Below are 12,692 nucleotides of genomic sequence, written 5' to 3'. Positions count from 1 at the left end.
GACCGCGGGCGGCCACGTGTGCGTGTCGCTCGGCGCGCTCGCGCAGCGCTACGAGGAGCCGGTCGACGACGTGCGCGCGGCGCTTGCCGCGAGCGGCGTGGTGGCGTTCGGTACGCTCGCGCGCGGCGACGAGCGGCCGCTGATCATCGACCGGCACGACCATCTGTATCTGTCGCGCTATTTCGACTACGAACGGCGGCTCGCCGATGCGCTCGTCGCGCAGGCCGGCGTCGCCGCACCGGGCGACGCGCTGTCGCCCGAGCGCTTGCGCGACAGTCTTGCGCGTTACTTCGGGCCCGCGACCGGTGAAGTGGACTGGCAGCGCGTCGCGGCGATCGTTGCGCTGACAGGGCGCGTGACGATCGTCAGCGGCGGCCCCGGCACCGGCAAGACCACGACCGTCGTCGGGGTGCTGGCTTGTCTGCTCGACGCGCATCCGGGGCTGCGCATCGCGCTGGCGGCGCCGACCGGCAAGGCCGCGCAGCGGATGCAGGAAGCGCTGCACGCGCGGGCGGGCGACCTGCCGCCGGAACTTGCCGCGCGCCTGCCCGACACGTCGTACACGCTGCATCGCCTGCTGGGCGGCGGCGGAGCGGCGGGCTTCCGCCATCACCGCGACAATCCGTTGCCGTATGACCTGATCGTCGTCGACGAGGCGTCGATGATCGACGTCGCGCTCGCCGCGCATCTGCTCGATGCGCTCGCGCCCGGCGCACGGCTCGTGCTGCTGGGCGACAAGGATCAGCTCGCCGCGGTCGAGGCCGGCGCCGTGTTCGCCGAACTCAGCGCACGGCCCACGTTTACCGCCGCGGCACGCACGCGCATCGCGGGTGCACTCGGGATCGACGAAGCCGCCTTCGTCGCGGCGTTGCCGGTGCCGGACGGCGAAGTGGCGGCGGTTGCGGCGCCCACTCCAGCACCGGCCCCAGCGCCAGCTCAGGCATCCGCGCCGGTGTCGACGACGAGCGCTACGCGCAAGCCGCCGGCGCGACGGAACGTGGATACGCGCCAGGCGTCGCTGTTCGACGACGATCCGCAGGACGAAGCGATGTCCGCTACCGATGTCGCGCCGCCGGCCGCGTCGTTGCCACCTGCGGCGCCCGCACCGACCGACATCGACAGCGCGGCTGCCGATCCTGCGTGGATCGAGGCCGACGAACTCGCGTGGCTCGACGCGGTCGAGCTCGCGCCATTCGATCCGGCCGATGCGGCCAATGCAGCCGAATCGTCGCTTGCGTCGACCGTCGCAACGCGAGCCGACGACCACGCCGTCGCGTCGCCCGCGCCCGCACCGCTTGCAGACTGCGTCGTGTGGCTCGAACGCAATTACCGCTTCGGTCTCGATTCGCCGATCGGCCGCCTGTCGCTGGCGATCCGCCGCGGCGACGTGCAGGCCGCGCTCGATGCGTTGCCGATGGACGATGCCGCTGCCGCGTCGTTTCATGACGACGCGGGCGATACGCTTGCGACGTCGACGGTCGAGCGGCTCGCGCGCCGATTCGGCGCGTACCTCGACGCATTGCGTACCGCGTTGTCCGAGCCGGTGCCCGATCCGTTGCCGTTGTTCGATGCGCTCAACCGCTTCCGGATCCTGTGCGCGACGCGCACGGGATCGCGCGGCGCCGAGCACGTCAATGCGCTGGTGGCCACGCACGTGCGACATGCCGCGCGTGTGCCACTCGCGGTCGGCGCACACTGGTTCACCGGGCGGCCGATCATGGTCACGCGTAACGACTATGCGCTCGGGCTGTTCAACGGCGATATCGGCATCGCGTTGCCGGACGCGCACGGCGTGCTGCGCGTGTGGTTCCGGCGCGCGGACGGCACCGCGCGCGCCGTGTCGCCCGCCGCGCTGCCGCCGCACGAAACGGCGTTCGCGCTGACGGTCCACAAATCGCAGGGCTCCGAATTCGACGAGGCCGCGCTCGTGCTGCCGGCGTCGTTCGGGCGCGTGCTCACGCGCGAACTCGTCTATACGGCCGTCACGCGCGCACGCACGCGCGTGCAGGTGATCGGCCCGCGGCGCGTGCTCGCGCAGGCGGTCGCGACGCGCACGCAACGCGATTCGGGCCTTGCGGCCCGCGTCCACGAGGCGCTCGCGCGGCGTCGCCAGGAGCCGTCGCGATGATGATCCGCTACACGCTCGATCCGGCCGAAGTCGAATGGACCGCCGTGCGCGCGCAGGGCGCCGGCGGACAGAACGTCAACAAGGTGTCGAGCGCGATTCACCTGCGCTTCGACATTCGCGCGTCGTCGCTGCCGCCCGTCATCAAGGAGCGGCTCCTCGCACTGTCCGACCAGCGCATCACGCGCGACGGCATCGTCGTGATCAAGTCGCAGGAATACCGCACGCAGGAGAAGAATCGCGACGCGGCGCTCGCGCGGCTCGATGCGTTGATCGGCAGCGTCGCGTTCACGCCGCGTGCGCGGGTCGCGACACGCCCGACGCGCGCGTCGAAGGAGCGCCGGCTCGAACACAAGTCGCGTCGCAGCGCGGTGAAGTCGGGAAGAGGGAAGGTGACAGACTGACGAAGGGCTGGGCCGCCGCGCCCGCTACCGCATCACGGTGCCCGCGCTGTCCAGCACGAAGTCGACGCAGAACACGACGAGGCGGCTTTGCGCGCGAATCGCGACGGCAGCGGTATAGCAGTCGCGGCCTTCGGTCAGCGAGAAGTGCGGGCCCATCAGCGCGACGCGTCCCGGCGCCGCGATCGCGCGCTGGAAGTAGGGGCGTCGCGACCAGTTGCTGTGTGTTTCCGGAAACAGCGGCGAGAGCCGAGTGCCGCCCGCCTGGCCGTCCTCGGGGGGCGCGCCGATCGACGGCAGGAACTGTTCGCCGATCTCGTCCGTGACGAACACGCGGCGCGCGGCCGGCACCGCGAATACGCGCTGTGCGGCGTCGTTCAGGTCGCCGCTCGCGGAAAACGCGGCCGCGCCGGCGAGTACGAGCCGCTCGATCGCGTCGAAGCCCGGCTGCTCGGCGCTCCCCGGCGTATGCCGCTGCGCGATGAAACGCTGCCACGCGGCATCGAGCATCGCGGGAGCCGCGGCGCTCGCATGTGCGATCGATGCATCGGGCTGGCCGAACTGGAAGCCCTGGACGAAATCGATATCGGCGTCCATCAGCGCCTGCAGCGCGTCGTCGCTTTCGACGCCCTCGGCGAGCACCATCGCGCCGGCCTGGTGGAGCATCGATACCAGGTGATGCATGATGCGGCGATCCTCGCCCGACCCGGTCGCGCGTTCGACGAGCGAGCGGTCGAGCTTGACGATATCCGGCCGCGCGCGCCACACGCGGTCGAAATTCGAGAATCCGGTGCCGAAATCGTCGATCGCGATCAGGAAGTCGCGATGCTGGATCATGTCGATCGTGCGGGCGAGCGCGGCTTCGTCGCGCGACGGCTGCTCGACGACTTCCAGCACGATGCGGTTCGGCGGCAGGGCGAAATGCCGGCACAGCGCCTCGACGAATTCGCGCTGCACGAGGCCCGAATCGAGCACGCGCGGCGTCACGTTCAGGAACAGCCAGCCGTCGCCGATGCCTTGCGCGACGAAGTTGGCCGTATGCAGGCAGCGCGCGAGCCGGTCGAGCAGCAACGCATCGGCGGTCGCGCGCGTCTTGTCGAACAGTGCGACCGGCGACACCAGCGTGCCGTTCGCGTCCACGACGCGCAGCAGCGCTTCATAGCCGACCACGCGCTTGTGCGTGATCGACAGCACGGGTTGAAACACACTGCGCAGCGTCGTGTCGCGATACGTCGCGATCCAGCCGCTGGGCGTCGGCGTGAGGCGTTCGAGGAGGGATTCGAGCGAGAGGTCGCGGGAGGGCTTCATGTCAAGGGTGCCCTGGCGCGCTCCGGGGGACGGTGTCGTGCCGCCACGCCGAAGCTGTCGCACGCGCAGGCGGACGCGAAAGAACGTGGCGCATCGTAACCGCCTTCTGCGGATGAGTGTCCCGAGTGTAACGGGAATGGCGCGGCGCGCGTATCAGGGTAACTCCAGACGCAAACGCTACACTCGCACGGAGACGGGCCTGTCCGCCCGGAGCATGCACCCAGCGAGGGCACCGGTCGAGCACGCGGCGACCGCGCAGCGTGCGCCGCGTGCGTTGCGTGCGAAGAATGCGCGGGATTCGGAAAACGGAGGGGCCGGAAGGCCGCGCACCGCGCGCGGTCATCGGCCTTGGGTGAAAGGCGCCATGCTTCGGCGTGTACCGGTCGACGCGCGGTACTCGAAGCCCGGGGACTGGCAACCGGCGCGTCACGCGAAACCGGCAACCGGCGGGGCGCCGGCCGCCACGCGCACCGCTCAGGCCGCTTAGTCAGCTCAGGCCGCTTCCTCGCCGCGCGGGCGGACCCCGGGAATCCGCTTGATCACGCCGGTCGCAAGCGCGGTGCCGACGAGCACGATCGCGCAGCCTTCGAGCATCACGATCGATACGTGTTCACTGAGGAACAATGCGCCCCACAGCAGGCCGAACACGGGGATCACGAACGTCACGGTAATCGCGCGGGCCGGGCCGACATGCGCGATCAGGTAGAAGAAGATGAAATACGCGATGCCCGTGCAGGCAATGCCGAGCGCGAGCACGGCGCCCCATGCATGTGCACTGACCGCCGTCGCAGGCCAGGTCGCGATTGCAAACGGCAGCAGCAGCACGGTCGAGCCGATCATGCTGCCGGTCGCGTTGACGAGCGGATCGACGCCGCTGAGCTTGCGCTTCGTATAGTTGGCCGCGATGCCGTACAGCAGCGTCGCGCCGAGCGCGGCGACGGCGGCCAGTGCGGTCGCGCTGGCGCCGGTGCTGCCGTGCGCATTCGCGATCTGATCCCAAACGAGCGTGAGCACGCCTGCAAAGCCGATCACGAGGCCGAGCGAGCGCGGCAGCGACAGCTTGTCCTTCAGCCACACGTACGCGACGAGCGCGCCCCACAGCGGCGTCGTCGCGTTGATCACCGAGGTCACGCCGGCCGACAGCGTCAGTTCGGCATAGGCGAACAGGCAGAACGGCGCGCCCGAGTTCAGCACGCCGACGACGAACAATGGCCATGCATGCTGGCGCAGCCGCGCGCCGAGGTCGGCAGGCTTGAAACGCGTCAGCGCGAGGCCCGTCAGGAACAGCGCCCCGATGCCCACGCGCAGCGCCATCAGCGGCGCGACGCCGAATTCGGCGACGCCGATCCGGATGAACAGGAACGACGCGCCCCACAGGGCAGCGAGGACGGTCAGCAGAAAGGCGTTCTTGGGCGACATCGAGGGTGGCCGGCGAGGGGAAGGGATGCGCTGAATCTTACACCGCGTTACCACGCCGTCGTTTCACGATCGGATGAAACGACAAGAAACGGGAAATCCGTTCGCTGCCGCCGCGAACCGGCCGGATGGCCGGCTCGGTGGCTTAGTGATGGCGATGGCCGCCGCGTCCGCCGAAACCGAAGTTCAGCGATAGCGCCGGGCCCCAATAGCCGCCCCATGCCGGGGCATATGCTGGGGCCGGATAGTAGTACGCGGGGCCAGGTTCGACATAGACCGGCGCGGGCTGCACCGGCGCAGGCTGCACGGGCGCCGCTGCGTAATAGCCGGACGGATAGTAGCCGTAAGGGTAGTAACAGCCGGCGAGTGTCGCGCACGCGAGCGCCGCGGCGACGAGGGGCTTGATCATGATGTTTCTCCGGCGGTGCCGGCAATCGGCAGATGCTTAAGCTTAGGCCGCACGGCGATGACACGGTGCGCAAAACGGTAACGGATCATTTCCGTGCATCGCCTGCGCCGGATACGAAAACGGCGCTTCCGCACCGCGGAAACGCCGTCTGGTCAAAACTGAAACGTGCCGCGCGTCGCGCGGCACGCGCCGGACCGGCTTACTTGCCGATCTGGTTGCCGATGATGCCGCCGGCTGCCGCGCCACCCAGCGTCGACAGCGCGTTGCCGCCGATCGCCGCGCCGGCTACGCCGCCGACACCCGCACCGATTGCCGTATCGCGCTGGCGCCGTGACATCGAATCGCAGGCCGACAGGCTGGCCACTGTCGCGACGATGAGCGCGTATACCCCAAAACGCCGAATCGAGTTCATGATCGTTGTCCTTGTGGTAGTGGGCGGAAGTGCGCGACCCCCGGTCGCGCATGACCCCAATCTACGCCCCGTCCCCATGCGCTGCTGTAAGGACTTGTTAAGGCTGGTACGGTTTCGTAATCAATTGTTTCCCGTGCCCGAGCAGGCATGCGTGATGCGGGCGAAAAAAAGCCCGCTCGAAAGCGGGCTTCCTGCAGTGCGTCACGATGCGATCCGTGCGGATCGCCGTGCGCGCTTACTGACGGTGATAAATCTCGGCACCGGTCTTCACGAACTCGACCGCCTTGACTTCCATCCCCTTTTTCAGCGCCTCGGTTTCCGACACGCCCTGCTGCGCGGCGAACTCGCGCACGTCCTGCGTGATCTTCATCGAGCAGAAGTGCGGGCCGCACATCGAGCAGAAGTGGGCGACCTTCGCCGAGTCCTTCGGCAGCGTCTCGTCGTGGAATTCCCGTGCCTTGTCCGGATCGAGGCCGATGTTGAACTGGTCTTCCCAGCGGAACTCGAAACGCGCTTTCGACAGCGCGTTGTCGCGCACCTGCGCGCCGGGGTGACCCTTGGCGAGGTCGGCCGCGTGCGCGGCGAGCTTGTACGTGATGATCCCTTCCTTCACGTCGTCCTTGTTCGGCAGTCCGAGGTGTTCCTTCGGCGTCACGTAGCACAGCATCGCGGTGCCGAACCAGCCGATCATCGCGGCGCCGATGCCCGACGTGATGTGGTCGTAGCCCGGTGCGATGTCGGTGGTCAGCGGCCCGAGCGTGTAGAACGGCGCTTCCTTGCACCAGTCGAGCTGGAGATCCATGTTCTCCTTGATCAGCTGCATCGGCACGTGGCCGGGGCCTTCGATCATCACCTGCACGTCGTGCTTCCACGCGATCTGCGTGAGCTCGCCGAGCGTCTTCAGTTCGCCGAGCTGCGCTTCGTCGTTCGCGTCGTAGATCGAGCCGGGGCGCAGGCCGTCGCCGAGCGAGAAGCTCACGTCATACGCCTTCATGATCTCGCAGATCTCTTCGAAGTGTTCGTACAGGAAGCTTTCCTTGTGATGCGCGAGGCACCACTTCGCCATGATCGAGCCGCCGCGCGACACGATGCCCGTCATCCGGTTCGCGGTGAGCGGCACGTACTGCAGCCGCACGCCCGCATGGATCGTGAAGTAGTCGACGCCTTGCTCGGCCTGCTCGATCAGCGTGTCGCGGAAGATTTCCCAGGTGAGATCCTCGGCCTTGCCGTTGACCTTCTCGAGCGCCTGGTAGATCGGCACCGTGCCGATCGGCACCGGGCTGTTGCGGATGATCCACTCGCGCGTTTCATGGATGTGCTTGCCGGTCGACAGGTCCATCACGGTGTCGCCGCCCCAGCGGATCGCCCACGTCATCTTGTCGACTTCCTCGCCGATCGACGACGTGACGGCCGAGTTGCCGATGTTCGCGTTGATCTTCACGAGGAAGTTGCGGCCGATGATCATCGGCTCGGATTCCGGGTGGTTGATGTTCGCGGGGATGATCGCGCGGCCGCGCGCGATTTCGTCGCGCACGAACTCGGGGGTGATCTCGGCGAGCGCGTTCGCGCCGAAGGCCGCGGCGCCGAACGCCTGGCCCGGGTGCTGGCGGCCCATCATCGCGGCGAGCTTCGCGCCGTTCGGGCCGCTCGACTTCAGGCTCTCGATGTACTCGGCGCGGCGCTGGTTCTCGCGGATCGCGATGTATTCCATTTCCGGCGTGATGATGCCCTGACGCGCGTAGTGCATCTGCGTGACGTTCTTGCCCGGCTGCGCGCGGCGCGGGTTGCGGTGCAGGCCCGGGAAACGCAGGTCGGCGGTGGCCGGGTCGGCCGCGCGCTCGAGGCCGTACTGGCTCGACAGGCCGTCGAGCACTTCGGTGTCGCCGCGCGCTTCGATCCAGCCCTGGCGCAGCGCAGGCAGGCCCGCGCGGATGTCGATCTTGGCGTCCGGATCGGTGTACGGGCCCGACGTGTCGTACACGTAGATCGGCGGATTCTTTTCGCCGCCGAAGCCGGTCGGCGTGTCGGCCTGCGTGATTTCACGCATCGGCACGCGGATGTCGGGCTGCGAGCCGGTTACATAAACCTTGCGCGAATTGGGCAGCGGCGCGACGGCAGCGGCATCGACGTGGGCGTCGGCAGACAGAAACTTCGGATTGGCGTTCATGCAATCTCCTGTGTGAGCGCCGGACACGCGCTTCGGCGCTTGCCCGGAGCCCTTGACGAATGTGGGGCTCGAGCTAAGCAGGAGACGAGGTTTGGTGAGGCGGCGGATTTCGTCAGAAGGAAGGCGGCGAAATCCGTACGCTTCCCTGCGCTGGCATTATCCAGATCAGGTTCAAAGGGTATTTCTCACCCGCAATGCCGGTTGTTTGACCGAACGCATTGCAGGACCCCCGCGTTAGCAAGGGCACACGATACACCGGCTTCGCGGCGGTTTCAACCGGGGGCGGAACTTAGGCGAGGGTGCGGCCGCAGCATCGCGGGCGGCGCGCGCTGCCGTCACCCGGGCCGCCAGCAAGGCCGCCGCGGCGAAGCGGTGCAGCATCGCGGCCATTCAATTCCTGCCGGAAACGCCGGCCGAAAAAAATATTCAACCGGCTGTCATTTCCGGGATCATGCTGCGTCTATTCGGTTCCTTAAACCCATGTACCGGAGAGATGTCATGAAAAACGGATTGCTGGTTGCTTGTGTCGCCGCTTTCGCAATGGTTGCCGTGAGCGCTCATGCGCAGAACGATGCGATGTCGAAGGACGGCACGTCGATGTCGAAGGACGCCATGGGCCACGACGCGATGGCGAAGGACGGCGCGATGAAGAAGGGCACCATGAAGAAGCATGCGATGAAGAAGGACGCGATGGGCCACGACGCAATGGGCAAGGGGACGCCCAGCGACAAAATGGCGCCGTCGAACTGACGCCTGCGGGCGGCGGGCGGTGCGTGCATTGCGTCGCCCGCCGCCGCTCATCGAGTGCGTTTGCATCATTCACGCATCTCTGGAGGCTTCACCATGCAAACCGTTCCCGCCACCGGTCGCGACGCGGCGTCACCGCCCGTGCGCCCGATCCATCCGGCGTGGGTGCGCGTGAGCCACTGGCTCAACGCGCTCGCGGCCATCCTGATGGTGTTGTCCGGCTGGCGCATCTACGACGCGTCGCCGATCTATCCGCCGTTCGCGTTTCCTCACGGCATCACGCTCGGCGGCTGGCTGGGCGGCGCGCTGCAATGGCATTTCGCGGCGATGTGGCTGCTCGTCGGCAACGGGCTGTTCTACCTGGCGATGTCGATCACCACCGGGCGCTTCGCGCGCATGCTGCTGCCGGTCACGCCGGCGTCCGTCTGGCGCGACCTGCGTGCCGCACTGCGCGGGCGGCTGTCGCATGACGACCTCAGCGTCTACAACGCGGTGCAGCGCACTGCGTACCTGACCGCGATCGCCGACCTCGTCGTGCTGGTGCTGTCGGGGCTCACCATCTGGAAGTCCGTGCAGTTTCCGCTGCTGCGCGAGCTGTTCGGCGGCTACGACATGGCGCGCGTCGTGCATTTCTGGGCGATGTCGCTGCTGGTCGCATTCGTCGTCGTGCACGTCGCGATGGCTTTGCGCGTGCCGCGCTCGCTCCTCGCGATGCTGCGCGGACGCTGACCCGCACCGTGCGGGCAAAGGGGATCATCATGTCGGAATCCGAAAGTACGCGCGACCGTTCGCGCTGGACGCTCGACCGCAAGTCGCTCGAACTCGACGTGCGCCGCACGCTCGACATGCCGTCGCGGCGGCTCTTCAACCGCCGCATCCTGACGCTCGGCGGCCTGACGATGTTGACCGGCTGCTCGCTGCAGGACGACGCGTCGGTCAACACGTTTCTCGAGCGGGTATCGCGGCTGAACGATCGCGTGCAGGCGTGGATCTTCAGCGGCGAGCGGCTCGCGCCGACCTACACCGAAGCCGACATTACGCGGCCGTTCCCGTTCAACGCGTACTACGGCATCGACGACGTGCCGCACGTCGACGCGGCGACGTACCGGCTCATGCTGTCGGGCCGCGTGACGGGCAAGCGCGTGTGGACGCTCGACGAGCTGTATGCGCTGCCGCACGCGGAGCAGATCACGCGGCACATCTGCGTGGAAGGCTGGAGCGCGATCGGCCGCTGGGGCGGCACGCCGTTCGGCGCGTTTCTGGCGCGCGTCGGTGCCGATACGCACGCGAAATACGTCGGCTTCAAATGCGCTGACGATTACTACGAAAGCATCGACATGCCGACCGCGCTGCATCCGCAGACGCTGCTCACATTCGATTACGACGGCCATCGCCTGCCGCCGGAATTCGGCTTTCCGATGAAGCTGCGGATGCCGACCAAGCTCGGCTACAAGAATCCGAAGCACATCATGGAAATCTTCGTGACCAATACGTTCCCGGGCGGCTACTGGGTCGACCAGGGGTACAACTGGTTCGGCGGATCGTGAGCGGCGGGGCGCGCCCGCGCCGGCGGCCGTGCTTGCCGATGCGTTACGCGGATGCGCGCACCTGCAGATCGACGCGCAGGCCGACGGCCGACGCCATGTTCACGAGCGCGTCGAGCCCGAACAGGTTGATCTTGCCGCGCAGCAGATCGGACACGCGCGGCTGCGTGACGCCCAGTTGTTTCGCGGCCTGCGCCTGGCTGAGTTCCAGCTGCGCGATGCGCTGCTTGAGCGCGATCATCAGTTCGGAGCGCAGCTTCATGTTCTCGGCCTCGGCCGGCTGGCCCTCGATTGCGTCCCAGACATTCGTATAGCGTTCATTGCTCATCGTTTCCTCTCGATCGTCAGCGCGCGATAGCGCCGGGTGGCCAGTTCGACATCGGCCTTGCAGGTGCGCGCCGATTGCTTGCGAAAACAGTGCAGCACGTAGATCGCGTCGGCGAATGTCGCGACGTAGATGATCCGGAATGCGCCGCTCGCATCGCGCAGGCGAATTTCCCGCACGCCGGGGCCGACGGTGCGCATCGGCTTCCAATCGTCGGGCGCCAGACCGCGCTGCACCTGGTCGATCTGGTGGCCGGCTTCGCGGCGCGCGGGCAGTGGAAAGCCGCGAAGCGCGTCAAGGGCGCCTCCGACGAAGACAACCGGCTTCGGCGGAAGAATGGTTGAATTATACAAAATTTTGTATGGGTGGTGTGCGGGTCGAATGGACGGAAGGTCGGCGGCCGGACCGGCAGGCCGATCGCCACGATAAGCGCGAAGCGACACCTGAAGCGCATGACTGGCCATCAGGCCGAGGTATCGAGCGTGACGCGCGGGAAGGGTTTCAGCACGGCGCCCGCGACGCCCATGCAGCGCGTATCCGGCCCCGGATCCAGCGTGTCCGGCGGGCGCAGAATGTCGCGCCGAAACGTCAGTCGATATCCTTTCAGACGGGTCTGACGATGCTTTCGAATCCGTGATGCCATAATGCCGAGCATTGCGTGGACGAAGCCGTTCACGCACGTTTTCGTGACCCTCTGCCGCCGCTCGCCGGTTCTTATTCGTCGCCGTTCGCACCGCCATGTCGTTCCGCACGTTCGTCTGCGCCTTCCCGGTCCCGTCAGGGCCGTTTGCCGGTTTCTCCGGCGTCTTTCAGCGGAGCGCGCGACACGTCGTGCGGGCAGGCTGAACGATGACACCGCTCGACCGCCTCCTCGATTTCCTCGCCCGCCTGCCGTTCCGGATCCGCCTGCCGCAAAGCCGCGGCGGCCGGGTCGCACTGGCCCTGGTATTCATCTATTTCGTCTGGGGTTCGACCTACAGCGGCCTGCATTTCGCGTTGCAGTCGTTCCCGCCGCTGCTGCTGTCGGGGCTGCGCAACCTGCTCGGCGGGATCGGCCTGTTCATCTTCGCGCTGCGGCGCAAGCCCGAATGGCCGACGCTGCTGGAAATCCGCAACTCGGCGATCGTCGGCACGATGCTGGTCGCGCTGTCGTCCGGCACGATCGCGCTCGGGATGCGCACGGTCAGCAGCGGCTCGGCCGCGGTGATGGTCGCCACGGTGCCGCTGTTCGCGACCGTGATCGCGGCGGTCGCCGGGCGCCCGGTGACGAAGGGAGAGTGGTCGGCCGTCGCGCTCGGGATGGTCGGCATCGTCGTGCTGAATTCGGGCGGCGCGGCCGCCGCGAATTCGGCGCTCGGCACGATCTGCGTGCTGGCCGGCGCGCTGTTCTGGGCGGGCGGCGCGCATCTGTCGACGCGGCTCAAGCTGCCGTCGGACCTGTTCCTGTCGACCTCGCTGCAGATCGGTCTCGGCGGGCTGATGTCCACCCTGGCCGCGTGGCTGCTCGGCGAGCGCATCGAGCAGGTCGCGGCGGCGCCGGTGTTCGCGTTCCTGTACCTGATGGTGTTCTGCACGATGGCGGCGTACGTCGCGTACGGCTACCTGATTCGCCACACGAGCCCGATCATCGCGAGCAGCTGCATGTACGTGAACCCGATCGTCGCGGTCGCGCTCGGTGCGCTGATGCTCGGTGAGCCGGTGACAATGGCGACCGTGATCGCGACGGTCGCGATTCTCGGCAGCGTCGGACTGTCGTTCCTGTTCGATCCCGCGCGCCGTCCCGCGGCGCGCGCGGCGGCCGACGCTTCGCCGGCCGTGGCGACCGGCTCGGCGGCGGG

Annotated in this window: 14 protein-coding genes and 1 riboswitch; of the genes, 6 read left to right on the top strand and 8 right to left on the bottom strand. The window is 67.7% G+C overall.

The features are described from left to right. Both F3J14_RS29705 and arfB read left to right on the top strand, forming a co-directional pair. Nucleotides 1–2,128 (top strand): AAA family ATPase (locus F3J14_RS29705; RefSeq protein WP_166725974.1); only part of this gene is annotated, 2,128 nt, incomplete at its 5' end. Further along, nucleotides 2,125–2,529, top strand: a complete 405-nt coding sequence (arfB, locus tag F3J14_RS29700) for an alternative ribosome rescue aminoacyl-tRNA hydrolase ArfB (protein ID WP_006754224.1) — start codon at nucleotides 2,125–2,127, stop codon at nucleotides 2,527–2,529. The genes F3J14_RS29705 and arfB, both read left to right, overlap by 4 nt. 24 nt (nucleotides 2,530–2,553) lie before the next feature. Here arfB and F3J14_RS29695 read toward each other — a convergent pair whose 3' ends face one another. From F3J14_RS29695 to thiC, 5 genes are all read right to left on the bottom strand, one after another. Beyond that, a complete protein-coding gene (locus F3J14_RS29695) occupies nucleotides 2,554–3,834 on the bottom strand; it encodes an EAL domain-containing protein (RefSeq protein ID WP_166725973.1) in 1,281 nt (426 codons plus the stop codon). Between the two features lie 492 nt (nucleotides 3,835–4,326). After that, the gene (locus F3J14_RS29690; protein WP_166725972.1) at nucleotides 4,327–5,253 is read right to left on the bottom strand and encodes a DMT family transporter; all 927 of its coding nucleotides are present in this window, start codon (nucleotides 5,251–5,253) and stop codon (nucleotides 4,327–4,329) included. Nucleotides 5,254–5,395: 142 nt separating this feature from the next. Next, nucleotides 5,396–5,659: a hypothetical protein gene (locus F3J14_RS29685; RefSeq protein WP_166725971.1), complete on the bottom strand. Its 264-nt coding sequence runs from the start codon at nucleotides 5,657–5,659 to the stop codon at nucleotides 5,396–5,398. Between the two features lie 199 nt (nucleotides 5,660–5,858). Further along, on the bottom strand, nucleotides 5,859–6,071 hold the full coding sequence (locus F3J14_RS29680) for a glycine zipper 2TM domain-containing protein (protein WP_166725970.1): 213 nt from the start codon (nucleotides 6,069–6,071) through the stop codon (nucleotides 5,859–5,861). Nucleotides 6,072–6,306: 235 nt separating this feature from the next. Continuing rightward, nucleotides 6,307–8,238, bottom strand: a complete 1,932-nt coding sequence (thiC, locus tag F3J14_RS29675) for a phosphomethylpyrimidine synthase ThiC (protein ID WP_006754218.1) — start codon at nucleotides 8,236–8,238, stop codon at nucleotides 6,307–6,309. Nucleotides 8,239–8,362: 124 nt separating this feature from the next. Next, nucleotides 8,363–8,479, bottom strand: a riboswitch (TPP riboswitch). A 257-nt stretch (nucleotides 8,480–8,736) separates the two neighbouring features. Here thiC and F3J14_RS29670 point away from each other — a divergent pair. From F3J14_RS29670 to F3J14_RS29660, 3 genes are all read left to right on the top strand, one after another. After that, nucleotides 8,737–8,988: a pentapeptide MXKDX repeat protein gene (locus F3J14_RS29670; RefSeq protein ID WP_166725969.1), complete on the top strand. Its 252-nt coding sequence runs from the start codon at nucleotides 8,737–8,739 to the stop codon at nucleotides 8,986–8,988. Between the two features lie 93 nt (nucleotides 8,989–9,081). Continuing rightward, nucleotides 9,082–9,714: a cytochrome b/b6 domain-containing protein gene (locus F3J14_RS29665; RefSeq protein WP_166725968.1), complete on the top strand. Its 633-nt coding sequence runs from the start codon at nucleotides 9,082–9,084 to the stop codon at nucleotides 9,712–9,714. Nucleotides 9,715–9,743: 29 nt separating this feature from the next. Next, nucleotides 9,744–10,532, top strand: coding sequence for a molybdopterin-dependent oxidoreductase (locus F3J14_RS29660; protein WP_166725967.1), 789 nt, complete (start codon nucleotides 9,744–9,746; stop codon nucleotides 10,530–10,532). Nucleotides 10,533–10,575: 43 nt separating this feature from the next. Here F3J14_RS29660 and F3J14_RS29655 read toward each other — a convergent pair whose 3' ends face one another. From F3J14_RS29655 to F3J14_RS29645, 3 genes are all read right to left on the bottom strand, one after another. Continuing rightward, the gene (locus F3J14_RS29655; RefSeq protein ID WP_166725966.1) at nucleotides 10,576–10,857 is read right to left on the bottom strand and encodes an XRE family transcriptional regulator; all 282 of its coding nucleotides are present in this window, start codon (nucleotides 10,855–10,857) and stop codon (nucleotides 10,576–10,578) included. Then, nucleotides 10,854–11,207, bottom strand: a complete 354-nt coding sequence (locus F3J14_RS29650) for a type II toxin-antitoxin system RelE/ParE family toxin (RefSeq protein WP_166725975.1) — start codon at nucleotides 11,205–11,207, stop codon at nucleotides 10,854–10,856. Before F3J14_RS29650 ends, F3J14_RS29655 begins: the two co-directional genes overlap by 4 nt. 110 nt (nucleotides 11,208–11,317) lie before the next feature. Next, nucleotides 11,318–11,530 carry a hypothetical protein gene (locus tag F3J14_RS29645; protein WP_166725965.1) on the bottom strand — a complete coding sequence of 71 codons (213 nt, stop codon included), beginning with the start codon at nucleotides 11,528–11,530 and terminating at the stop codon, nucleotides 11,318–11,320. A 173-nt stretch (nucleotides 11,531–11,703) separates the two neighbouring features. Here F3J14_RS29645 and F3J14_RS29640 point away from each other — a divergent pair. After that, the coding region (locus tag F3J14_RS29640) for an EamA family transporter (protein WP_166725964.1) at nucleotides 11,704–12,692 on the top strand (989 nt) is incomplete at its 3' end.

Source organism: Burkholderia sp. Tr-862 (assembly GCF_011753085.1).
Lineage (GTDB): Bacteria > Pseudomonadota > Gammaproteobacteria > Burkholderiales > Burkholderiaceae > Burkholderia > Burkholderia ambifaria.
The sequence above is the reverse complement of the archived record's forward strand: the minus strand, read 5'-3'. Positions and strand labels throughout refer to the sequence as shown.

Excerpts from the sequence above, each read along its gene's own strand:
- arfB (WP_006754224.1), top strand. The coding sequence starts at position 2,125 with ATGATGATCCGCTACACGCTCGATCCGGCCGAAGTCGAATGGACCGCC.
- F3J14_RS29695 (WP_166725973.1), bottom strand. The coding sequence starts at position 3,834 with ATGAAGCCCTCCCGCGACCTCTCGCTCGAATCCCTCCTCGAACGCCTC.
- F3J14_RS29690 (WP_166725972.1), bottom strand. The coding sequence starts at position 5,253 with ATGTCGCCCAAGAACGCCTTTCTGCTGACCGTCCTCGCTGCCCTGTGG.
- F3J14_RS29685 (WP_166725971.1), bottom strand. The coding sequence starts at position 5,659 with ATGATCAAGCCCCTCGTCGCCGCGGCGCTCGCGTGCGCGACACTCGCC.
- F3J14_RS29680 (WP_166725970.1), bottom strand. The coding sequence starts at position 6,071 with ATGAACTCGATTCGGCGTTTTGGGGTATACGCGCTCATCGTCGCGACA.
- thiC (WP_006754218.1), bottom strand. The coding sequence starts at position 8,238 with ATGAACGCCAATCCGAAGTTTCTGTCTGCCGACGCCCACGTCGATGCC.
- F3J14_RS29670 (WP_166725969.1), top strand. The coding sequence starts at position 8,737 with ATGAAAAACGGATTGCTGGTTGCTTGTGTCGCCGCTTTCGCAATGGTT.
- F3J14_RS29665 (WP_166725968.1), top strand. The coding sequence starts at position 9,082 with ATGCAAACCGTTCCCGCCACCGGTCGCGACGCGGCGTCACCGCCCGTG.
- F3J14_RS29660 (WP_166725967.1), top strand. The coding sequence starts at position 9,744 with ATGTCGGAATCCGAAAGTACGCGCGACCGTTCGCGCTGGACGCTCGAC.
- F3J14_RS29655 (WP_166725966.1), bottom strand. The coding sequence starts at position 10,857 with ATGAGCAATGAACGCTATACGAATGTCTGGGACGCAATCGAGGGCCAG.